Here is a 20,216-nt window from a genome sequence, read left to right on the forward strand (position 1 = left end):
TGGCGGAGCGATTTGAGCGAAACCATGCTTGTATCGCTCAAATCGCTCCGCCAGGAGACATCTGCTCCGCTGAGGACTACTCGACGGTGCGGATCAACTTCTTGTTGACGAACTCTTCGATGCCGTACTTGCCGAGCTCGCGGCCAAAGCCCGAGCGCTTGACGCCACCGAAGGGCAACTCTGCGCCATCAGCGTCGATGCCGTTGATGAAGACCATGCCCGCTTCGATCTGGTCTGCCACTCGCTGCGCTTGCTCTGCGTCGGTCGTGAAGACATACGAACCCAGGCCGAATGGCGTGTTGTTGGCCAACTCGACGGCATCCTCTTCGTTGGCAGCCTTGAAGACCATGGCGACCGGGCCGAAGAGCTCTTGGGTGAAGGCGTCGTCGTCGGGGGTGATGTCGGTGAGCACGCCACCGGGGAACCAAGCACCCTTGCGCTCGCCGTCGCCGCTGGTCAGCGTTGCGCCTTGCTCTACAGCGGTGTCGACCTGTTTGGCCAGGTTCTTGGCCGCGGCCTCGTTGACCATGGGGGTTTCGATGGCGACCTTCATGGCAGCGTTGAACTTCTCCAGGAACTCGTCATAGAGGTCCTCGACGACGATCATTCGCTTGCCACCGTTGCAGGCCTGGCCGGTGTTGCCAGCTCGAGCGCCAACAGCGGCCTCGACGGTTGCATCCATGTCGTTGGTGCTCAGCACGATGAACGGGTCGGAGCCGCCCAACTCCAAGACGACCTTCTTGAGGTGCTTGCCAGCCTGCTCAGCAACCGATGAGCCGGCGCGCTCGGAGCCAGTCAGCGAGATGCCCTGAATGCGGGGGTCAGCGATATAGGTCGAGACCTGGTCGATGGTGGCCAGGACGTTGACGTAGGCGCCCTCGGGCAATCCAGCGTCGTGGAAGATCTGCTCAATCACCGCAGCCGAGCGCGGGCACTCCGGAGCCGGCTTGAGCAGGATGGTGTTGCCCAAAACCAAGTTGGGTGCTGCGAACCGAGCGATCTGATACATCGGGAAGTTCCACGGCATAATGCCCAGCAGTGTGCCGATGCCGGAGCGGCGGATCAGTGCGTCGCCGGTGCCAGCGAGCAGTTCAATCGGCTCGTCGGCCAGGAACTTCTCGGCGTTGTCTGCGTAGTACTGATAGATGGCTGCGCTGAGCTCAATCTCGCCAACGGCCTCTTCGCGAGGCTTGCCCATCTCAAGAACGATGAGGTCAGCAAGCTCGTCCAGGCGCTCGGTGTAGATCTCAGCGACACGCGAGATGAGGCGCGCGCGCTCTTCGCGGCTGGTCTGCTTGGACCAAGTTGGGAAGGCGCCCGCGGCCTTGTCGAGCGCGGCTGCTGCCTGCTCGTCGGTGGCGGTGGGATACGTCTCCACCACTTCACCAGTGGCCGGGTTAGTAACGGCATACTCCATTGTTTTGCCCTTTCTATAGCGTTGCGATCAGTCAACCCCTCCCCAGGTGAACGCGCAAGACTCGCGCCTCTCTTCCCGTATGCCTGTCCCTGCCGTGGGGTATGCCTGGCGGGCACCTTCAGCTCCACTCGTCAATCGAAACTTGACGAGAGGGCGATCGTCAATGCAGACTTGACGTCATGCAAACATTGACGAACAAGCCGCAGTTGCCCACCGTCCCCAGCGACTGGCAAGCCTGGATCGAATACGGACTGGCCTGGGCAGAGGTCACCGCTAACCGCACGCTGGCTCAGGAGGTCGTGTCCCCGGCGAAGTGGGAGACGCCAGCCAGCGCGCGCCAGCAGCACCTGAGCATGACGGGCTACCGCGAGAGCCAACCCGGTGCTCGCTGGAAGGCGCTCTACGACGCGACATGGCCCGCATATCGTGCCTGGTGGGCCTCCGACGGACTTGATGCGCGCCCCGAATTGGCTGAAGCGAAGGCCGCGCTGAGCAAGCACATGCCCGAGCTGCTGCCGACGTGGAAGCGTTTGGTCCGCCTGACCGATGGCGACAGTGTCGCGGCCGCGTTTCTGACGATGTGGCGCGCGCCGATCTTTGCCGCGGGCTGCACCCAAGTGATCGTGGATGGCCCCGACCCGGTGCTGATCCGCAACTATGACTACGACCCGGCGCTGTTTGAGTCGGTCGTTGCGAGCACGAACTATTCGGGTGGCCGCAAGGTCATCGGCACGAGTGATCTGCTGTGGGGCTTGCTCGATGGCACCAATGAAGACGGTCTGGCGGTGTCGCTGACCTATGGCGGTCGGCCAGCGCGCGCTGATGATGCACCGGGCTTCGCAATTCCCCTCGTCCTGCGCTACCTGCTGGAGACCTGCGCTGATGTGCCAGCGGCCATTGAGGCCTTGCGTCGGCTGCCGATCGCTCAGGCTTACACTTTGGCGTTGGTTGACACGGCCGGCGGCGCGGCGTCGGTCTATGTTGCTCCCGGCGAAGAGCCGCTGGTCAGCGACCTGCGGGCCACGACGAACCACCGCCTGGAAGAGGTTGAGTTCCCAGAGATCGCGATACCGCTGGACTCGGTGACCCGTCAGCAGGTTGCACAAAGCACGTTGAAGCAAGCGTGCTCCGGTGCTTGGGTTGATGTTGACGTGTTGAGCGAGGCGTTCACGAGCGCGCCGCTGCGCCAGGAGGGCTATGGTGTTGGCTTCGGCACGATGTACACCGCCGTGTATCGCCCGGCCCGTGGCGAAGTCACCTATCTATGGCCGGATGCCGTTTGGCGTCGGACGTTCGATGACGGTGAAGATAAAGTGGATGTATGGGTGAGCCAGAAGTAGAGCAAAACGGTCCAGGTCAGGCTGATGCGCAGGGCGAGGCGCAAGAGTGGGCGGCTCAGGCTCGAGCCGCGATTGACGCCCTGGCAGCCTGGCCAGACCCTGCTGGATTCCAGCATTTGCTAGCTCTGAGCGAGCACTTGGGTCTGGCTATCGGTGAGTCGGCACGGACGGTGGCCCAACAAGGGTCGTGGGGCCAAGTCGCCGGGTATGCGAGCACCAGCAAGCAGGCGGCCTGGTCGCGCTGGCACTGATGACAGTCGTTTCCGAGGGGACCCGCTAGCTACGGTGCCATTCCAGGGTCTGTTGATTCTCAGCGTCGGTGACAAGCCCAGCCGCTAGTCAGGGTTCACGAACTCGTTGACCCGCATCCATTGACGGATCATCGGCATGACCTGCTCGGGGACTTCCAGGTGGTGGAAGTGCCCGGCGCCAACCGTCTGGCCGGTTGTCAATGGCACCCCAGCCTCTTTGGCTGCCATGACGAGCTGGCGCTCAACGGTGGTTGCCCGCAGCACCAGCAGAGGGTGGTTGACCTTGCGGACTGCGGCCTCGCCATCGAAGTCAGCAATCGCTCGGGCCGACCCAGCAGCAACGGCCGGCCGGAATCGGGCCATTGTTTCGGTGATGGCATGCCGCGCGACGGTGTCAGTCGGCAAAAAGAGGCTGTTGGCAAAATCAGCGCGAAAACGGCCGTTGCGATCGACTGCAACCTTCTCGGCGATCTCCACCCACTTAGCCTTGACCTCGGCATTGACCACTGGCGCTGGATCGAGCAGCACACCAGCGATGGGTGCCTGCGGTCCCGAATAGCCACGAGCCAGCGCATCAAGCACGATCAACGCGCCGAGACTGTGGCCAATCAAGATCGGGTCGCGCAGTCGAGTTTTGCGCAGGATCTCCCATAGGTCATCGGTGTAGTCGCCAACCTTGACTTCACGCAGCGCCTTAGGGACCGGCTCGCCAAGTTCGCCGGTGCGTACGCCACCAACGCCCATCGACCCGTCATCTTCAACCCGTGAACTCTCACCGTGCCCACGCAAATCAATCTCGAGTATGCGGTGCTCGGTGCCGAAGGCTTCCTTCAGGGTCGCCATGGACGTCGACTCGTTGCACCAACCATGCAGCAAGACAAGATCAGGGCGACCCGAGGCGGTCGGCCCAGAGACGGCATACCGGACGTGCCCGGCGGGGGTGGGAAGTGCAGGCATACCTCGATGTTCCCACCTCGGGCGCTCGCGGTGTAACTGGTGATTGGACCGGCTCGGATTGGCCCGGTATCGTGATCGGGTTCGCCGTAAGTTTTCTGTGGATAACTGCCGCCTTGAAAGCTCAAGGCATGGCAGCCTGGAAGCGCGGTGGGACGCTTGTAACCCTCCTGCCACGGAGAGACCGTGGCCGCTAAGACCGAAGGAGGTGGGTTCACGCATGCGTCAGTACGAAATGATGATGATCCTCGACCCCGAGATGGACGAGCGCAACCTGCAGCCCACGCTGGAGAAGATGCTCGAAGTCGTCACCAAGGATGGCGGTTCGATTGACTCGACCGACATTTGGGGCCGTCGCCGTTTGGCCTACGAGATCAAGAAGAACGCTGAAGGCATCTACGCAGTCATCACGATGACCGCGGAGTCTGCCACCGCCAAGGAACTGGACCGTCGTCTCAGCTTGAACGAGCAGGTGCTTCGCACCAAGGTCCTGCGCCTCGACTCCTGATTGCTAAGCCGGGTCTCGAATCCGGCTGAATTTCCAGATCAACCAAAGGACTGAGCATGGCAGGCGAAACTCCGATCACGATTGTCGGCAACCTCACCGGTGACCCCGAGTTGCGTTTTACGCCCTCAGGTGCCGCCGTGGCGAACTTCACCGTGGCTTCAACGCCGCGGCAGTTCGACCGTCAGACCAATGAGTGGAAGGACGGCGACACGCTGTTCATGCGCTGCTCAATCTGGCGTGAAGCAGCCGAGAACGTCGCAGAGTCGCTGCACCGTGGCACCCGTGTTGTTGTCTCCGGTCGTTTGGTGTCCCGTTCGTGGGAGACCAACGATGGTGAGAAGCGCACCGTCATGGAAATGCAGGCTGACGAAGTTGGCCCGTCGTTGAAGTACGCAACCGCACAGGTCACTAAGGCGACCCGTGGTGGCAGCGGTGGCTTCGGCGGAGGCAACTCCGGTGGTGGCGGCAACCAGGATTCTCTGGTGGCGGCAACTCCGGCGGATCTGGATCAAGCAATTCCGGTGGCGCTCAGCGCAGCCAGCCCGACGCGGACCCGTGGGCTACTGGAGGCAACTCCGGTGGCGGCAACAAGGGTGGCAACGGCGGCGGCGGTTGGGGTGGCGGCCCGTCTTATGACGAGCCCCCGTTCTGATCACTGAGCACCACCAGCAACACCATTCCTGAATTACCCCATCCCGAGCATTGTGCTCGGGCTCTCCTGAAGGAGAGCACCACGATGGCAAAGCCCGTTGTGCGCAAGCCAAAAAAGAAGGCGAACCCTCTCAAGGCCGCCAAGATCGAAGCAATTGACTACAAGGACACGCCGCTGCTGCGGAAGTTCATCTCGGACCGCGGCAAGATCCGCGCCCGTCGGGTGACCGGTGTTTCGGTGCAGGAACAGCGTCGCATTGCGAACGCCGTCAAGAATGCCCGTGAAATGGCCTTGTTGCCCTACTCCAGCTCGTCTCGCTGAGCAGAAAACTAAGGAGAGGACATCATGAAGTTGATCTTGACTCAGCCCGTTAGCGGGCTCGGCACTGCCGGCGAGGTTGTCACCGTCAAGGATGGCTACGCTCGTAACTACCTGCTGCCCCGCAAGTTGGGCACCCCCTGGACCAAGGGTGGTCAGAAGCAGGTTGACGACATCACCAACGCTCGCGCCAAGCGCGACCACCACAACGAAGAAGAGGCCAAGGCAGCTAAGGCTCGCCTGGAGTCCAACTCCGTTGTCGTGAGCGCCAAGTCTGGTGCCGCTGGTCGTTTGTTCGGTGCTGTGACCTCCGCTGAGATTGCTCACGCAATCGTTGACGCTGGTGGCCCGCAGGTTGACCGTCGTCGCATCGAGGTTCCGGCCCCGATCCGCATCACCGGTGACCACACCGCAATGGTTCGTCTGCACGATGACGTTGTCGCCACGGTGACCGTCGAGGTTGTCGCTAGCTGATAGCTGCATTGCATGCAAAAGCCCGCCTGACCAATCCGTTTGGTCAGGCGGGCTTCTTGTTGCGTATGCGACTTCTCGGTTCCACGGAGATCCGGGGCATAAGAGGACCGACGAGCCTACGCTTGCCTGCCAAAAGCACCGACACCTGTGGTCGCGAGAACCTAGTCTGCAGTCACTATCGCGAGTAAGTCAGTAGATACGCGAGAAACCTCGCGGATTTACCTCTTCCCTGGACTGCGGTTATTGCCCAGATGTCCTCATTTTGGGAGTTGGGTCCTCAGATGAACTCCCATACAATTCCCCCAGCGCAACTCACCGCGCCAAACACACCGAGACGCCTAACGACGAACTTTACGGCGTTCTTAGGGGTTGCAAGGTAGCGGACGAGGGCTTCAAATGACATAGCGCCGGCACCCCCGAACCCAAGGCAGGCGCCAATGACTCTCTTCACCGTGGGGTTAAGAATCCCGTTAGCGGTCATAGTGTCCTTGCCAACCGTGGTGGTGCTCGGCAATGTCCCGCCAAGTTCGGCCACGACCTCGTTTTGGTCGTTCAGGACACTGATGACACCCGATTCTTCATACTGTAACTCTTGTGCTGAGTCCGGAAGCGTGGCCTTGCCGTACGAAGCCAATCCAGTATTGATGGTCTCCACCATGGAGGGTGTCAGAACTTCTGCGTCATGAACTGACTCCGCTGCACCGGGAAAATTCGCTGCTTGGTGAGGAGTGTTGTGCACAGTAGCCAAAGTTTGATTATTGCTGGACGCCCCAGAGGCATCTTCGCTAGCCATGGAGGCGCCAGGAGTAGCTGTCATCAAGAACGCCGCAGCGGTCAGTGTGACCAGCCCGTTTCGTAGGTGTGTCTGCATCGTTGATCCCCTTCAATGTTCTTTCAGAGTGTTTTCTCACCGGTCAGCATGATCCCTGCCAAGATGCCGTTCCCCGCGGCAGATGCAGCAATGATCAGCGGTATGTATCCACCGAACCCATCATCAGGTGGCATGCCCATGGAGAACAGGATGTATGCGCAAGCCCCGAGAATGATGCCAAGAAGTATTACCTTGGCTTCCCTTTTGGTGTCCTTCTCCGTGGATTGGTTGTCACCGAATACTGCTTGCTCATCTGGTCCATCAAGGCCCAGCCACTTGCTCAGTTTTGTTGTCAAGTTGTTCACCTCTTTCTCGGTACTTCGTATTGAGAAACGAATGTTGGTGGCCATCCACCCCAGCGTTGGCCGACTACGGGCGAAACGACGATTCTGCACGTCGCAGTCGAATAGCAGCGACGCTAAAGGTGATACCCAAACCGGCGAGCGCAATCATCAGCCAGCCATTGCTTTGTCGGGTGGCGTCAAAGAGTGACGGGACCATCCAGATCAGTGCGGCGCCGGATATTGCTAGTCCGACCACGCAGATCACAAGTAGCCATGGCGTCTTCATCGCGACCTCCTTCAGGGAGCAGTTTGCGAGGGCGGTGATGTTGATGTCACTCACGTTATGAATTGAGCACCTGAGGCGACAGGGCCAAAGGGTCTAACCATTTGTCTAGGTTTTGGGCCAGATGAGCCCGAAAGGTGGTCTAGGCAGGCAGGTGGGCTTCAACCACCCAGTGATCATTGACCGGACCCGCTGTTGCCGATCCACCCAAAGCTGAGGCGCGCTCACCAATACCGATGATTCCCTGCCCCGAGGTGAGGGAGGGATGCAGGGACTCCCGTTTGCGAGCGAGCGCGATCTGGGACTCAACCAGGACCGTGACCTGTTCTTTGTCCAGCCTGACGGCAAAATCGCAGCGGCTGCCAGCCGGAGCGTGTTTGCTGACATTCGTGAGTGCTTCTTGAGCAATCCGGAAGGTGGCCTGCTTCGTTGAGGGGCGCAGGCTCTCCCAGCCCGTCAGCGCGTACTCGGCCTTGACGTCGAATCCGACAGCAGCGACTCGTGCGACCAGGGTCTCAAGGGCCCCGGGAAGTCCCAAGGTGGTGAACGTTGCGTCCAGACTGTGCCGTGTTCCAACGTCCCCTTCGGAGCGGAGCACGCCGAGCAGGGCGCGCAGCTCAGTAAGGGCGGAGCGCGAAGTCTCATTGACCTGGCGTAGGACCGCCTGTAGCTCTTGTGGGTCATCGCTTCGGCGACGGCTCACGCTTTGCAGGGAGATCAGAGTGAGCTCGTGGGCCACGATGTCGTGCAGGTCTCGTGCGATCGCTGTTCGTTCGTCACTGCGCGCCTGCTCAGCACGTTCCTCCTCGCGGTGCAGTCGGCGCTTGGTGAGAGCGAGCTCGAGGACCACGACACGGATGAAAGTTCCCAGAGCAGCGCTGAGGAGGAACAGCAGCACCTGCCCCCAAAAGACTGGTGCTTCTTCACCGAAGTAATTGGTCGCCCACCAGGTCCAGCCAACGAATCCCGTCAGGGTGGCAATTGAAAAGGCCGGACGGCTCAGTGCGGTGCCCGCCACTAGAACAATCATGGCGGACATGATGGCTATGCCGACTCTGTCTATGTAAAGGACCGCGCCGAAGCTTCCGGCCAATCCGATAAGCGCGCCCAACGTCGGCAAACGCAGCACGACAGGCCAGGAGGCATGCAGCAAGAAGAATGCGAGCAAACCAGCGGGGCCACCTACGGCTGAGCCCCGGACGAACTCATCGATCACGCTGACGATTGCGACCCCAGCAACGACGGCAACTAACCAGTTGGGGACCCGGTAGGTGGCGCGCAGAAAATTGATGCCCTGGGCTAAACGGGTATTGCTCATCTGGCGCAGAGAACGCTCGGTCGGCCAGCCATGCGTTCGAAGGTATCACCGCTCATCACGAACGCCCGGTTAGTCACAACACGTAGATCCTCGCGGCAGTTGGGAGCTTCCTTGACTCGCTGGGCGTGAGCTTCAGAGCTAGCAGTGCTCACCCCAGAGGGGCCGAGTAGCCAGCACGGGTCGATGTCATTGGCGCCCGCTTCAGATGCTGGGAGTTGCTCAACGGCGTGGCTCGGTGCCGCAGCGCTCGCGGTCAAAGCGATCGAAGCGATGAAGCCAACAGATATCCGGTGGACAGTGTTCAACGGTGCTCCCTCTTCGTGTTCTGAGCGGCGTTTCTGCATGGACTACCAGGCTGGCAGGTTTGAGGCTTCGGACCAATAGACGTTCGTCTAGAGATTGTTAGCGATCTGGGTGGCCCGTAGAGCTCAAGGCGTCACTAGGCTGGGCCCATGGTTGATTCATCAAGTGAGACGGTGCCTGAGCGCGTTCGCATCTTGATAGCAGAAGACCAGCCACTGATGCGCCAAGCACTCGCCGATTTCTATGGGGGAGAGCCTGGGCATGAGGTGGTGGGTGTGGCCGCCGATGGGGTAGAGGCGGTCGAGTTAGCGAGTGAGCTGAAGCCCGACGTGATTCTGATGGACATCGACATGCCCAGACTGAACGGCATCGATGCGACGCGTGAGATCAGCCAGCACCAGAACCATTCACGAATTGTCATGCTCACCACGTTTTCGGTGATGGACAAAGTGAGTGCCGCACTACGGGCGGGCGCTTCGGGCTATCTCGTCAAAGATGCAGCGCCTGAAGAGTTGCTGCAGGCGATTGCCAGAGTGATGCAGGACGAGACCGTTTTATCACCTGCGGTCACTCAACTCTTGGTGGATGAAGTGACCGCTGACATGGCGCAGGCCCGATCGAAATCGCCCGGAGATGACGGCACGCCAAAACTGACGACCCGCGAGTTGGAGGTTCTAGAGCGCCTGGCGGGGGGACTTAGCAACAAAGAAATCGCGCAGGATCTTTTCCTTTCAGAAGGCTCGGTGAAACTGCACCTCGGCAAGGCTTGCGACCGGTTGGGTGCCCGTGACCGAGTGCAATTGCTGGTCAGAGCTGTCGAGCTGGGGATGGTGACCCCATCGCTGGCCCGCCCGGAGACAGCTTGGGACAGACTTTCTTAGCCTGGGTCGAAGACCCGAGAAACCCCGACTGCCCTTGGATGGGGGAGCCGGGGTTTCTTAACGGTATGCCGGGGACTAGACGCCGACCGGCACCTGTAAGAACTCAGGGCTGGGCTCGATGCCTTCCTTGATCTCCAACTCACGAATCAGCGGGATGACGTCGCGGCCGAAGCGTTCGACATCTTCTTTGACGTGCAGGAAGCACAGCAGCATCAGGTCGACACCAACCTTGCGGTATTCGATGATCCGCTCGGCGACTTGCTGCGGGGTGCCAATCAGGCCAGTGCGGAAGCCGTCGTTGTATTGGACCAGGTCCTTAAACTCCGAGTCGGCCCACATCCCCTTCTTGTCTGCCGTAGCAGCCCCGGCTTGCTTCACCGCGGTGCCGAAGTTGTTGACCTTCTCGACGTCAGCTTTGGCGATGATCTCTTCGACCACGGCAACGGCTTCTTCTTCGGTGTCGCGTACCACGGCGAAGCCGTTGAGGCCAACTTAATGTCGCGCCCGTTGGTGGCTGCCTGGGCACCAACATCCTGGATCTGCTCGGCGGTCTTCTCGATGCTGCCGCCATTCATGAAGTACCAGTCCGAGACGCGGCTGGCCATCGCGCGAGCCGACGTCGAGTTGCCGCCCTGGAAGATTTCTGGTGCAAACTTCGGTGCTGGCCTGAACGTCACATCGCGCGTGCGATAGAAGTCCCCGCGATAGGTGAAGTCGTCTTCGGCCCACAGGCCGCGCAGCACGTCGATGAACTCTTCGGCACGGCGGTAGCGCTCCTCGTGGTCCAACCACGGCAAGCCAAGCTTGGTGTATTCGTCCTTGAACCAACCGGAGACCACGTTGAGACAAAGTCGGTTGTCGTGCAACTCCTGAGCCGTCGCGCCCAGCTTGGCCAAGATCGTCGGTGGCCACTGACCGGGGTGAACGGCGGCGATGACCTTCAACTTCTCGGTCTTGGAGAGCAAGCCCAAGGAGAAGGACACCGACTCGTGCTGGGCATCCGCGCCATACGAGGCGAGGTAACGGACTTGAGTCAGGGCATAGTCAAAACCAACTTGCTCGGCGATCTGAGCCGTCTCGATGTTGTAGTCGGGGGTGTGGTTTGTCCGCTGTTCGATGGTCGAGACAACCAAACCACCTGAGACGTTGGGGACCCAGTAGGCAAACTTCAACGGGTCCGATGAGGGCGACAAGGTCATTCGGAGGCTCCATTCGAGCGGTGAACTGGCACGAACTCACCAGCGTGATGGACAAGCGGTCGGATATTTGGGTTGGTGACCTGTGAGGTCACGCGGCCAATGACGAGCAGGCTGTCGCCGGCATCGACGAGGTCATGGATGGTGACGACGAGACGGGATGCTGCGCCGTGGATCTCGGGTAGCCCTTCGGCGCCGAAACCCCAGACGCCGTCGTGGACGAAGCGCTTTGAGCGGTCGCGGGCATACCGCGTGGCGATGTCGTCTTGACCCTCGCTCAGCAGGTGCAGTGCGGCTGACCCGCTACGGGCGATGGTGGACAAACTCGACGAGGTGCGCGAGATGTTGAAGGAGACCAGTGCCGGCTCCATCGAGACCGAAACCACCGAAATTGCGGTGAAGCCAACGGGTCCGCGGCTGCCGGTGCCGGTGATGACCCAGGCACTCGAGGCGACGTTGCGGAAGCAGTGCTTGATGTCGACGTCAGCATCGGCTGCGGTTCGGGCGGGCAAAGTGGCGAGTGGCATGATTCCTCCATCGATCCTGGCGTGAGCACCCTTGACAAGCCGTCGTGGGTTGCTGCGGCGTCAAGGAGCCAGATCTCTCAGCCGCTCTGGATGGTGACTTTAGATTTGCACCAGCCAGAGAGCCTGTCAACCATGAAAATGAAGAATCTGCGACAGCGGTTTGTCAGATAGGCCAATGGGGCGCGGAATCCTCGTCGATAGCGGGAGACGTGGCTCGTGCTGGATGCTGGCTTGCGCTATAGCCGAAGAAAATTTATCGGGTGGCGCCTGTCACGAGCCAGGCATCTCCCCGCGCGCGCCAGGTCAACCCTGCTGCCCGCATACCCATGAAGGCAGTGAAAGCGCACCACAGGATGACCAGACCTGTCGTACCGGTTGCGCCCATCAGCGGGCCGATCGCCAGCAGAGGGAGATAGGCAACGAGCATCACCGTTTGCGCGATCGAGAGCCATTTAGCGTCTCCGGCACCAATCAGCACGCCATCGAGGACGAACGCAATGCCGGCGATTGGCTGGCCTAACCCGACGACGATGAGGGCCGCAGCCAGGGCCGCGTGGACGGCAGGGTCATTGGTGAAGCCGAGCGGGATCACTTGGTGGAACGCAATCAGCAGCAGGCCGAGGATGACGCCAAACCAGATGCCCCAGCGCACCATTGTGGAAGTTGCTTCACGTGCGCCCTTCACATCTGTTGCACCGAGGTATTTGCCGGTGATGGCTTGACCTGCGATGGCCAAGGCGTCGAGCGCGAAGGCCAGGGCGCTCCAGACGGTGAGGGAGACCTGGAATGCGGCGAGTTGGGCATCGCCCAAATCGGCAGCGACCCAGGTTGTTGCCACAAGCGCCGCGCGCAGTGACAACGTGCGAATAAGCAGGGGTATGCCGCCCAGGGCTGAGCGAAGAACGCCAGCTGGGTGAAAGGCCAAGGAGGCGGACTGTCTCTTTGCGCCACGAAGAACGACCCAGGCTAAGGCAAGAGCCATGCCTGTCTGTGCGACCACGGTGCCCCAAGCAGCGCCCGCAATACCAAAGCTAAATGCGTGCACAAAGAGCAAAGACAGGATGGCGTTGGCGGTGAAGCCAATAGTGGCCACGATGAGGGGAGTTCTGGTGTCCTGCAACCCGCGCAGCACACCGGTGGCTGCGAGCACGAGCAGCATTGAGGGGATTCCCAGAGCGCTAATTCTCAAGTAAATGGCAGCCTGGTCAAGGGCGGCTGGCGAGGCAGCAAACAGCCGAACCAGAGGTCGGGTGCCAACAATCATGACGCCCATCGTGAGGATTCCTAAACCTAGGGAAAGCCATATCCCATCGATTCCAGCCCCGAGTGCGCCGGCCTTGTCTTGGGCTCCTAGTCGCCGGGCCACTACGGAGGTTGTGCCATAGGCCAAGAACACGAATATGTTCACGGCGGTCAACAAGATTCCCGTTGCCACACCCAGTCCGGCCAGGGAAGTTGTTCCTAAATGGCCAATGATCGCGCTATCAGCGAGAAGGAAGAGTGGCTCGGCCACAAGGGTGAGAAAGGCTGGGATCGCCAAGGTGAGAATTTCTCTTCGTCGGCTTGAGGTGTCGCTACCCGCGGTCGAAGTCACGGGATAATTCTATGGCTAGTTCGAGATGTGGGTTTGGTAAAGGGATGGTAAATTGTTGAAAGCGATCAAGTCAGGCAAAGGCCTGGCGCCCGATGGGGGGCGGAGTTTGTCCCAAAGGTCGCACGAAGTGGAGTGAAGAGAATGCCTCGCACGCTTTCAGAGGTCGCGATCTTTAGCTTGGATGTGCCCTCAATGGTGGGGACTTATAGCGCTGAGCTTCAGGAGTTGTACGGTCTGCCTGCCGAGGGCCCGGCCAACACCGACATTTTGTTAAAGCACGTGTGTCCCGAAGACGCTGAGCGGCTGACCAACATGGTGATGGAGTGCGCGCAAAACGGCGGCATCTACGCCTTGCCGCATCCCAAAATGTTGGATGACGGGACCGAGATCTGGACTTGCACCCTGGTTCAAGGGGTCCGAGATGGCAGTGGCAGTGTCAGCACCGTTTTTGGCTATGTCGTAGACCTCACGGATGACGCGCGCGACAAGGTCAATAGCGAAGTGCGGGATGAGTTATCGAAGGCGCTGGAGTCCCGGGCGATCATTGACCAGGCCAAAGGCATCGTTCGGGTTGTCTATGGGATGACCGAACAAGAGGCCTTTTCACTCCTACGGTGGGTCTCCCAGCGCTCGCAGGTGAAGTTGCGCATGTTGGCCGAGCACGTGGTTAATCGCGTGGCAACCCGATTCGCAGGGTCTGATGAGTTGCGCGCTGATTTGGATGCTCTGTTGCACGAGGCGATGAAGGCGGTGGCAACTCTTGGGCCAGTGAGTCCGGTCTTCGTGGTCGAAGACGGCGTAGAAACTGAACCCGAAGGTGTCTCAATCGCGGTTCACCGATCCAAGCTTGGGGCAGTTGTGCGCGTTGGGGGAGTGCTGGACCTGGCAGCTGGCCCGTTGATCAACGAAGCGATGAAGCAGGCTGCGCAGATCGTTCGCAAAGCCCATCGGTCCTCGCGGGAGCCGCAGCGAGTTCTTTTAGATATCCATCTTGGTCAACGCATAGGTCCCTCTGTGCGCGACATGGTGGCGGAGTGGGATGGCCGATTGGCAAAGGACTCCACGTCTTTGGTTGTGTTTGATGGTGCACATGAGACTTCTGCCAAAGAATTTTTGAATCCACAGCCTACTGGCGGCGTTTCAGCACTTCAAAGCCCTGCTGTTGTCTAAGTGACGGGTGTGTCAACACCTTTATCCACAGGCTGTGCACCACGTGTGGATATCGATGCACAGGATTTGCACAGGGCTATCCACAAGTTCATTTTGGCTTCTGCCTGCCTCGCCGTAACGTGACTCGATGCGTCTCATTCTGGGGGTATGTCACACCCCAATGATGGGATGCGTATGTCTCCAGCGCCCCTGCGCGGAGACCGCCCGCGAGGCCTGGTGAGGAGTCCTGAATGTCGCTGAGTGAGTTGGAGAGGCAAGACTTCGGGCCTGTCCCCGACGGCCCGCCGCAAGACCGAGTGCCACCCCAAGACGTCGCCGCAGAGCAGAGTGTTTTGGGCAGCATGCTGCTCTCCAAGGACGCCATCACCGAGTGTGTCGAGCTCGTCCAGTCTCAAGACTTCTATCGCCCAGCGCACGAAATGATCCACGCGGCAATCAGTGAGTTGTACGGGCGTGGTGAGCCTGTTGACGCCATCACGGTCAGCGATGAGATGTCCAAGCGCGGCGAATTGCAGCGAGTGGGTGGCACGGCCTACCTGCACCAACTGATCGCGTCGGTGCCGACCGCTGCTAACGCCTCTTACTACGCCCAGATCATCACCGAGCGCGCCATGCTGCGCCGGTTGGTAGATGCTGGCACCAAGATTGTGCAGTTGGGGTATGCCCGCGAGGGTGGCGATGTCGAAGAGATCGTCAACGCTGCGCAGGCCGAGATCTACGCCGTGGCTGATCAGCGCTCGGGGGACGACTATCACGCACTCGGAGAGTTGCTGGAGGGGACGCTCGACGAAATCGAGCACAACTCTGGGTCCACCGGCGAGATGTCGGGTGTCCCCACCGGGTTTGCGCGACTTGATGAGTTAACGAATGGTCTGCACCCGGGCCAGATGATTATTGTCGCGGCCCGTCCGGCTGTCGGTAAGTCGACATTTGCGTTGGATATTGCACGATCAGCAGCGATCAAAAATAATATGGCCACAGTGGTGTTTTCGCTCGAAATGAGCCGCAGCGAAATCACTATGCGCTTGCTTTCCGCCGAGGCTGAGATCCCGTTGCAAAACCTGCGAAAGGGCGGCCTGGAGGATCACCATTGGACGAGGCTAGGCGAAACACAGGGCCGACTAGGTGAAGTCCCGCTGTATATCGATGACAGCCCCAACATGGCGTTGATGGAGATCCGGGCTAAGTGTCGCCGACTCAAGCAGCGCAACAACCTCAAACTTGTTGTGATCGACTATTTGCAGTTGATGAGTTCGGGCAAGCGCGTTGAGTCACGTCAGCAAGAGGTCTCTGAGTTTTCGCGTGCACTCAAGCTGCTGGCCAAGGAGCTGGAAGTGCCAGTTATTGCGCTCTCCCAGTTGAACCGTGGACCTGAGCAGCGCAATGACAAGAAGCCGCAAATGTCAGACCTTCGTGAGTCAGGCTCTATTGAGCAGGACGCTGACATGGTGATCTTGCTGCACCGAGAGTCGATGTATGACCGAGATTCAGAACGTGCTGGCGAGGCTGACGTCATCGTCGCGAAGCACCGAAATGGTCCCACCGACACAATTATCGTCGCCTTCCAGGGGCACTACAGCAAGTTCAGCAACGCAGCTCAGGACTTCTAGGAGAAGACCAATGATCAACACCTCGCTCACCGCACTAGCGCGTGAACAACTCGAACTCGCGCGAGCCGCGAGCAGCGGTCGAAGCAGCAACACGGTTTTTGGCGGCCGTCAGCACCAGTTGCGCCAGACAGTCATTGCTTTGATGGCCGGAAGAAAACTTGATGACCACGCCAACCCCGGTGAGGCTACAGTGCACGTAGTCCAAGGGCGCGTCCGCCTAGAGACAGGCGAAAACGCGTGGGAAGGAGCATCGGGGCATCTCATCGAGGTGCCCAATGCGAATCACTCACTACTGGCCATCGAAGACTCCGTCATCCTCCTGACCGTGGTGCTGCGCCACTGACACCCATCAAGGGACGTACCCGCTGAATGAATCGGCGTCGTTACGAGTGGACAGACTCCGAGGTTCAGCGCTTGTACCTCAGTTCACAGGCCTCGGCCACGACCGGTGAACCGGCTCACGATCCGACCGATACCGCTTGTGGTCGGTGACCCGCTGCCGTGAGTTGTCGGCCCGGGTGACGTGGTGCGCCGGCCGCCAGTGAGACGGCGCGTGAAATTCGAGATTAGACCCATGGTTTCCTCCTGTTAGTGACTGTTCGTTGACCATATCTGGTGCAGCGTTCTACGGCAGCCCGAAACGTTCCGGCCCCCGCCCCTTCATCCTTCGCCGTATTTGAGTATTCCGCATAGCGTTGCTGACTTTAAGTCAGGCGTGCGAAGGAGATTGCTTGGTAGTAGTGCTGACTGCGCACTAGGACCGGGGTCGAATGCGGACACCTGGCAGTGGCGGGGCTGGCAACGGTCCCTCAGGATCGCCGCTAGGTAGGCCGTACCAGGGACGGCCGGGCAACGCCTCACCCTCGGCGACATCAATCTCGCGCTGCCAACGTTGTCGATAGGTCTCCACGTCTTCGTGGGTGCGGCCGATGAAGTTCCACCACATCACGATCCGCTCTCCGAGCGGTTGACCGCCGATCAAGATAAGACGAGTATCGGAGCCTGTGGCCGTGAGAGAAACCTGGGGCGTGCCGGTCGGAACGTAGCCCAGGTGATCGGACGGCAGGGCCTGTCCATCGATGCGAACTTCGCCAGAGTCAAGCAAAATGCCGTGCTCGAAATCGGCATCGAGGTCAAGGGTGAGGGTGCTGCGCGGTTCGAGTCGGATTTCGGCTCCCAACAGTGGGCTATGCGTGGCTACCGTAGATGTTGAACCAAGCAGACTGCCCAAAAACACCTGAGCCTGCCACCCGTCACCGGCTACAACTGGGGGAATGTGGTGGTCAAACCTGGGATCAATAAAGCGCGCCCGCTCTGGTAGCGCCAGCCACAGTTGGACACCGTGTAGCACACGAGTGTCTGCTGTGGAGCGCTCGGGTGACTGATGCCCCGACCTGCCGTCATGAGATTGAGCTCACCGGGTCGCACCATCGCGTGCGTGCCCACGCTATCTCGGTGTTCGACCTGCCCGGAAAAGAGCCAACTGACGGTGGACAGTCCGGTATGCGGGTGCGGAGGCACCTGCATACCGCCAGTGGCCAGCACGTCATCCGGTCCATAGTGATCGACGAAGCACCACGCCCCGATGAGTGAACGTTTGCGCTGGGGCAGGGTTTGTCGAACGGTCATCGCCCGGGGACCACCTAGCGGCACATCGCGTGGGGTCAAGACCTCCAACCCGTTGCAGCGCGGCCCGGATGCGAGGGCCACTTCTTGGGGGCGGGGCTCAGGATTGGTCACATCAATAACCTAGCTGCCGCTCGAATGGCGCCCGAGAACGAGATCACGACAAGGACTTTGGCCCCTACCCCCACACGATCCTCCGTGCGAGGGTGGAGGATTGGCCACCCGCACGCTCGAAAGGACCCGTCGTGATGGGAACAACTCAAGATCCGATTGTCGTGGGGTATGACGGATCTACCGCGTCCGAAGCTGCGCTGAAATGGGCAGCAAAGGCCGCCCATCAGAGTGGGATGAGCCTACTCATCATGCATACCGCCGACCTGTTCGACGACAGCCAAGATCCGAACGGTGGCCTATCGAACGGTGCAGACGTCGAAGCTGAGGCGAAGAGCATCGCAGAGCGGGGAAGCGCGATCGTGCGAGAAGCCATGCGGGACCTGCCCGTCCAAATTGGTGGTGCATTCTTCAGCGCGCAGACCGATGTGCAGGAACTGTCTGCCAGTACGCCGATGGTGGTGTTGGGCAACCACGGCGAGAGCCGGATCAACACGCTTGGTTTAGCCGCCGCCGCCTACGCCATCATCGGATATGCCCACTGCCCAGTTGTCATCGTCCAAGATGGAACCAGCGAACTGCCGGGTCCGGGCCGACCGGTGGTCGTTGGAGTCGCTGATGACTCTGACCGGGTCGTCGATACCGGAGCGTACTTAGCGCAAAGATGGGGAGCACCGCTTTTGTTGACCACCACGTGGTCTGCCGAGCGCACCGAATCTGGCGACCCCACCGAGTCTTCGCAGGCCAAGCAAACCAACCGCAAAGCGGCGGAGCGAATTCGTGCGACCCACGAGGACCTCAACATCACGGGTGTCGTGCTCAAGCAGAACCAGTTGAAGGACTCACCCAGAGTGCCAACAACGGTGGGCTGCTCATCCTTGGTGCCCGAGTCCACAGCCTGGCCGGTGCTGTTCTTGGTTCGACCAGCCTGGGCATGCTTTTTCAAGGGAAGATCCCTGTCATGATCGTCGATTCAAACACTGACCCCACTTATTCGGTCCTGTTCAGTCTGACTGCACACGTTCGCGATAGCGCTCAAGCGCGTTCATAGCCGGTGGGGCGGCCGCGCCGTGCAGCACGATAGAGGAGACGATGACCAGCGAGACCGCGGGCCACAGGGCCCACCCGTCATCCTGACTGAAGTACTCCATGGCGTAGCACAAGTAATACAGCGAGCCCACGCCGCGAACACCGAACGCCGCGACGACCCACCGTTCACCGCGCAGCAAGCGCTTATCGCCAATCAGGAGATCCCGGCGGCCAACGGCCTGATCACGAGCAACACCACCGCTGCTACGCCGACATGCGACCACTGCAAACGGGGGACCGCGTCAGAAATGAACGAGATCCCAATGACCAGGAGTACCAACAGGGTGAGCAAATGCTCGGTCCGCTGGATGAACTCGTGGAAGCGTGCATGGTGCTCGTTGCCCCGCTCGGCCGATCGAATGCCCAATGCCGCAAAGAACACGGCCAAGAAGCCCCAGCCACCCACGAGTTCACCGACGCCGTAGGACATGAGCAGGGTCGCTACTGCACCTGCGGGTTCGGCATAGCGAATGAGTTGATGGTCTCCGACGCGCAAGCGGTATAGGGCCTCTCCGCCGAGCCGCCCCAGCACCCATCCGGTCACCGCGCCAATGACGGTCTTACCCACCAGGTCCCAGGCCACCCAATTCCAAACCCATTCTTCGGGTGCTCCTCGGGCAGCGAGGTAAATGGCGAAGTAGATGAAAGGGAAAGCAAGGGCATCGTTGAGTCCAGCCTCGGAAGTGAGAGCGAAGCGCGCCTCATCAGTTTCGTCGTCGGCACTTTCCCCCAAACTCGGCCCTTCCACCTGAACATCTGCAGCCAGCACGGGATCGGTGGGGGCCAGGATCGCACCGAAAAGAATAGCGACCGCTGGTGTCAGTCCCAATGCCCACCAACCCAGGAGGGCGACGCTGACAATGGCCAACGGCATACCCACCGCCAGGAGCCGCCAGGTGGTGGACCATCCGCGGAACGTCAGTGGACGGTCTAGCGCTAACCCGACGCCGTAGAGCGCCACGATAACGGTGATTTCGGCCATTCTTTCGGCAATTTCGGGACGCTCAATCACATTGACAAGCTCAGACTCAGCGGGAATCAGCCAACCAATCAACATCCCCACACCTACGACGACCATTGGCGCTGACAAGAGCTTTTGGGTGAGTAGTCCTGGCAGAATCGAGCCGATCAATAGCGTCGCTCCCACTACCGCGTAGATCAGATCGACATTAGCCACTGCCTAAGTATGCGGCTCCCACTCCCGTTACCGGCAAGGAGGGTGCAGATGGTTCCCCGCCCCTCTCAATCAGTGGGGCAACGGCTCCTGTGGCTCGTCTGCGCCCTCGGGTGGTTCGGTCCGGCACAACGAGTCCCAGTCGGCGGTGAGCAGGTCTTGAGGGCCATCGACAATGAGGACAGCTCCGGCATCGCGCAGCTCTTGCACGCCGAAGCCACCGGAGCGGACTGCCACGCAGGGCGCACCCATCCGGGCGGCGGAG

Annotated in this window: 24 protein-coding genes, 2 pseudogenes and 1 riboswitch; of the genes and pseudogenes, 11 read left to right on the top strand and 15 right to left on the bottom strand. The window is 60.3% G+C overall.

Going from position 1 to position 20,216, the window contains the following annotated elements; genetic code table 11:
- Window positions 1-76: 76 nt before the first annotated feature.
- Window positions 77-1,417 carry an NAD-dependent succinate-semialdehyde dehydrogenase gene (locus L0A91_RS12985; protein WP_235244817.1) on the bottom strand — a complete coding sequence of 447 codons (1,341 nt, stop codon included), beginning with the start codon at window positions 1,415-1,417 and terminating at the stop codon, window positions 77-79.
- A gap of 179 nt (window positions 1,418-1,596) precedes the next feature.
- Between L0A91_RS12985 and L0A91_RS12990 the strand changes: the two genes are divergently transcribed.
- A complete protein-coding gene (locus L0A91_RS12990) occupies window positions 1,597-2,757 on the top strand; it encodes a C45 family autoproteolytic acyltransferase/hydolase (protein WP_235244818.1) in 1,161 nt (386 codons plus the stop codon).
- On the top strand, window positions 2,739-3,008 hold the full coding sequence (locus tag L0A91_RS12995; protein ID WP_235244819.1) for a hypothetical protein: 270 nt from the start codon (window positions 2,739-2,741) through the stop codon (window positions 3,006-3,008). The genes L0A91_RS12990 and L0A91_RS12995 overlap by 19 nt, the downstream gene beginning before the upstream one ends.
- Before the next feature lie 84 nt (window positions 3,009-3,092).
- Here the strand turns inward: L0A91_RS12995 and L0A91_RS13000 are convergent, their stop codons facing one another.
- On the bottom strand, window positions 3,093-3,965 hold the full coding sequence (locus L0A91_RS13000; protein ID WP_235244820.1) for an alpha/beta fold hydrolase: 873 nt from the start codon (window positions 3,963-3,965) through the stop codon (window positions 3,093-3,095).
- Window positions 3,966-4,182: 217 nt separating this feature from the next.
- On the opposite strand from L0A91_RS13000, the gene rpsF reads away from it, so the two are divergent.
- The 4 genes and pseudogenes from rpsF to rplI all read left to right on the top strand — a co-directional run bounded on the left by rpsF (window position 4,183) and on the right by rplI (window position 5,914).
- Entirely contained in the window at window positions 4,183-4,470 is a 288-nt protein-coding gene (rpsF, locus tag L0A91_RS13005; protein ID WP_220122267.1) for a 30S ribosomal protein S6, read from the top strand.
- Between the two features lie 56 nt (window positions 4,471-4,526).
- Window positions 4,527-5,122 (top strand): annotated as a pseudogene (locus L0A91_RS13010) (single-stranded DNA-binding protein).
- Between the two features lie 84 nt (window positions 5,123-5,206).
- Window positions 5,207-5,443 (top strand): 30S ribosomal protein S18, encoded by a 237-nt coding sequence (rpsR, locus tag L0A91_RS13015; protein WP_220122269.1) that lies wholly within the window; start codon window positions 5,207-5,209, stop codon window positions 5,441-5,443.
- A 24-nt stretch (window positions 5,444-5,467) separates the two neighbouring features.
- The gene (gene rplI / locus L0A91_RS13020; RefSeq protein WP_235244821.1) at window positions 5,468-5,914 is read left to right on the top strand and encodes a 50S ribosomal protein L9; all 447 of its coding nucleotides are present in this window, start codon (window positions 5,468-5,470) and stop codon (window positions 5,912-5,914) included.
- Between the two features lie 277 nt (window positions 5,915-6,191).
- Here rplI and L0A91_RS13025 read toward each other — a convergent pair whose 3' ends face one another.
- The 5 genes from L0A91_RS13025 to L0A91_RS13045 form a co-directional block, all read right to left on the bottom strand.
- Window positions 6,192-6,785, bottom strand: coding sequence for a hypothetical protein (locus tag L0A91_RS13025; protein ID WP_235244822.1), 594 nt, complete (start codon window positions 6,783-6,785; stop codon window positions 6,192-6,194).
- 23 nt (window positions 6,786-6,808) lie between these two features.
- Window positions 6,809-7,135 (bottom strand): hypothetical protein, encoded by a 327-nt coding sequence (locus tag L0A91_RS13030; RefSeq protein ID WP_235244823.1) that lies wholly within the window; start codon window positions 7,133-7,135, stop codon window positions 6,809-6,811.
- A gap of 19 nt (window positions 7,136-7,154) precedes the next feature.
- A complete protein-coding gene (locus tag L0A91_RS13035; protein WP_235244824.1) occupies window positions 7,155-7,409 on the bottom strand; it encodes a hypothetical protein in 255 nt (84 codons plus the stop codon).
- 85 nt (window positions 7,410-7,494) lie between these two features.
- Window positions 7,495-8,670, bottom strand: coding sequence for a sensor histidine kinase (locus tag L0A91_RS13040; RefSeq protein ID WP_235244825.1), 1,176 nt, complete (start codon window positions 8,668-8,670; stop codon window positions 7,495-7,497).
- Entirely contained in the window at window positions 8,667-8,975 is a 309-nt protein-coding gene (locus tag L0A91_RS13045; protein ID WP_235244826.1) for a hypothetical protein, read from the bottom strand. The genes L0A91_RS13040 and L0A91_RS13045 overlap by 4 nt, the downstream gene beginning before the upstream one ends.
- Window positions 8,976-9,122: 147 nt before the next feature.
- On the opposite strand from L0A91_RS13045, the gene L0A91_RS13050 reads away from it, so the two are divergent.
- On the top strand, window positions 9,123-9,854 hold the full coding sequence (locus tag L0A91_RS13050; RefSeq protein WP_235244827.1) for a response regulator transcription factor: 732 nt from the start codon (window positions 9,123-9,125) through the stop codon (window positions 9,852-9,854).
- 75 nt (window positions 9,855-9,929) lie between these two features.
- On the opposite strand, the pseudogene sfnG reads toward L0A91_RS13050, so the two are convergent.
- From sfnG to L0A91_RS13070, 3 genes and pseudogenes are all read right to left on the bottom strand, one after another.
- Window positions 9,930-11,053, bottom strand: a pseudogene (sfnG, locus tag L0A91_RS13060) (dimethylsulfone monooxygenase SfnG).
- Complete coding sequence (locus L0A91_RS13065; protein ID WP_235244830.1) at window positions 11,050-11,577, bottom strand: flavin reductase family protein; 528 nt, start codon at window positions 11,575-11,577, stop codon at window positions 11,050-11,052. Before L0A91_RS13065 ends, sfnG begins: the two are co-directional and overlap by 4 nt.
- Window positions 11,578-11,581: 4 nt before the next feature.
- A riboswitch (SAM riboswitch) is annotated at window positions 11,582-11,674 on the bottom strand.
- Between the two features lie 156 nt (window positions 11,675-11,830).
- Window positions 11,831-13,171, bottom strand: coding sequence for an MATE family efflux transporter (locus L0A91_RS13070; protein ID WP_235244831.1), 1,341 nt, complete (start codon window positions 13,169-13,171; stop codon window positions 11,831-11,833).
- A 141-nt stretch (window positions 13,172-13,312) separates the two neighbouring features.
- Between L0A91_RS13070 and L0A91_RS13075 the strand changes: the two genes are divergently transcribed.
- The 3 genes from L0A91_RS13075 to L0A91_RS13085 all read left to right on the top strand — a co-directional run bounded on the left by L0A91_RS13075 (window position 13,313) and on the right by L0A91_RS13085 (window position 16,294).
- Entirely contained in the window at window positions 13,313-14,341 is a 1,029-nt protein-coding gene (locus tag L0A91_RS13075) for an ANTAR domain-containing protein (RefSeq protein WP_235244832.1), read from the top strand.
- 230 nt (window positions 14,342-14,571) lie between these two features.
- Complete coding sequence (dnaB, locus tag L0A91_RS13080) at window positions 14,572-15,951, top strand: replicative DNA helicase (protein ID WP_235244833.1); 1,380 nt, start codon at window positions 14,572-14,574, stop codon at window positions 15,949-15,951.
- 10 nt (window positions 15,952-15,961) lie between these two features.
- Complete coding sequence (locus L0A91_RS13085) at window positions 15,962-16,294, top strand: cupin domain-containing protein (RefSeq protein ID WP_235244834.1); 333 nt, start codon at window positions 15,962-15,964, stop codon at window positions 16,292-16,294.
- A 411-nt stretch (window positions 16,295-16,705) separates the two neighbouring features.
- Here L0A91_RS13085 and L0A91_RS19150 read toward each other — a convergent pair whose 3' ends face one another.
- Both L0A91_RS19150 and L0A91_RS19155 read right to left on the bottom strand, forming a co-directional pair.
- A complete protein-coding gene (locus L0A91_RS19150; RefSeq protein ID WP_311197827.1) occupies window positions 16,706-17,131 on the bottom strand; it encodes a pirin-like C-terminal cupin domain-containing protein in 426 nt (141 codons plus the stop codon).
- 80 nt (window positions 17,132-17,211) lie between these two features.
- Window positions 17,212-17,691, bottom strand: coding sequence for a pirin family protein (locus L0A91_RS19155; RefSeq protein WP_311197828.1), 480 nt, complete (start codon window positions 17,689-17,691; stop codon window positions 17,212-17,214).
- A 134-nt stretch (window positions 17,692-17,825) separates the two neighbouring features.
- On the opposite strand from L0A91_RS19155, the gene L0A91_RS13095 reads away from it, so the two are divergent.
- The gene (locus L0A91_RS13095; protein ID WP_235244835.1) at window positions 17,826-18,653 is read left to right on the top strand and encodes a universal stress protein; all 828 of its coding nucleotides are present in this window, start codon (window positions 17,826-17,828) and stop codon (window positions 18,651-18,653) included.
- A gap of 39 nt (window positions 18,654-18,692) precedes the next feature.
- On the opposite strand, the gene L0A91_RS13100 is transcribed toward L0A91_RS13095, so the two are convergent.
- The 3 genes from L0A91_RS13100 to L0A91_RS13110 form a co-directional block, all read right to left on the bottom strand.
- Entirely contained in the window at window positions 18,693-18,917 is a 225-nt protein-coding gene (locus L0A91_RS13100; RefSeq protein ID WP_235244836.1) for a hypothetical protein, read from the bottom strand.
- Window positions 18,918-18,931: 14 nt separating this feature from the next.
- Window positions 18,932-19,954: a cation:proton antiporter gene (locus tag L0A91_RS13105; RefSeq protein WP_235244837.1), complete on the bottom strand. Its 1,023-nt coding sequence runs from the start codon at window positions 19,952-19,954 to the stop codon at window positions 18,932-18,934.
- 69 nt (window positions 19,955-20,023) lie between these two features.
- Complete coding sequence (locus tag L0A91_RS13110; RefSeq protein ID WP_235244838.1) at window positions 20,024-20,203, bottom strand: hypothetical protein; 180 nt, start codon at window positions 20,201-20,203, stop codon at window positions 20,024-20,026.
- Window positions 20,204-20,216 lie beyond the last annotated feature (13 nt).

The organism is Ornithinimicrobium sp. INDO-MA30-4, from assembly GCF_021535045.1.
Taxonomy (GTDB): domain Bacteria; phylum Actinomycetota; class Actinomycetes; order Actinomycetales; family Dermatophilaceae; genus Ornithinicoccus.

Coding starts and splice junctions, on each gene's coding strand:
- L0A91_RS13030 (WP_235244823.1), bottom strand. CDS start 7,135: ATGGCCACCAACATTCGTTTCTCAATACGAAGTACCGAGAAAGAGGTG.
- L0A91_RS12985 (WP_235244817.1), bottom strand. CDS start 1,417: ATGGAGTATGCCGTTACTAACCCGGCCACTGGTGAAGTGGTGGAGACG.
- L0A91_RS13040 (WP_235244825.1), bottom strand. CDS start 8,670: ATGAGCAATACCCGTTTAGCCCAGGGCATCAATTTTCTGCGCGCCACC.
- L0A91_RS12990 (WP_235244818.1), top strand. CDS start 1,597: ATGCAAACATTGACGAACAAGCCGCAGTTGCCCACCGTCCCCAGCGAC.
- L0A91_RS13025 (WP_235244822.1), bottom strand. CDS start 6,785: ATGCAGACACACCTACGAAACGGGCTGGTCACACTGACCGCTGCGGCG.
- L0A91_RS13050 (WP_235244827.1), top strand. CDS start 9,123: ATGGTTGATTCATCAAGTGAGACGGTGCCTGAGCGCGTTCGCATCTTG.
- rpsF (WP_220122267.1), top strand. CDS start 4,183: ATGCGTCAGTACGAAATGATGATGATCCTCGACCCCGAGATGGACGAG.
- dnaB (WP_235244833.1), top strand. CDS start 14,572: ATGTCGCTGAGTGAGTTGGAGAGGCAAGACTTCGGGCCTGTCCCCGAC.
- L0A91_RS13065 (WP_235244830.1), bottom strand. CDS start 11,577: ATGCCACTCGCCACTTTGCCCGCCCGAACCGCAGCCGATGCTGACGTC.
- L0A91_RS13095 (WP_235244835.1), top strand. CDS start 17,826: ATGGGAACAACTCAAGATCCGATTGTCGTGGGGTATGACGGATCTACC.
- L0A91_RS13000 (WP_235244820.1), bottom strand. CDS start 3,965: ATGCCTGCACTTCCCACCCCCGCCGGGCACGTCCGGTATGCCGTCTCT.
- L0A91_RS12995 (WP_235244819.1), top strand. CDS start 2,739: ATGGGTGAGCCAGAAGTAGAGCAAAACGGTCCAGGTCAGGCTGATGCG.
- rpsR (WP_220122269.1), top strand. CDS start 5,207: ATGGCAAAGCCCGTTGTGCGCAAGCCAAAAAAGAAGGCGAACCCTCTC.
- L0A91_RS13075 (WP_235244832.1), top strand. CDS start 13,313: ATGCCTCGCACGCTTTCAGAGGTCGCGATCTTTAGCTTGGATGTGCCC.
- rplI (WP_235244821.1), top strand. CDS start 5,468: ATGAAGTTGATCTTGACTCAGCCCGTTAGCGGGCTCGGCACTGCCGGC.
- L0A91_RS13085 (WP_235244834.1), top strand. CDS start 15,962: ATGATCAACACCTCGCTCACCGCACTAGCGCGTGAACAACTCGAACTC.
- L0A91_RS13110 (WP_235244838.1), bottom strand. CDS start 20,203: ATGGGTGCGCCCTGCGTGGCAGTCCGCTCCGGTGGCTTCGGCGTGCAA.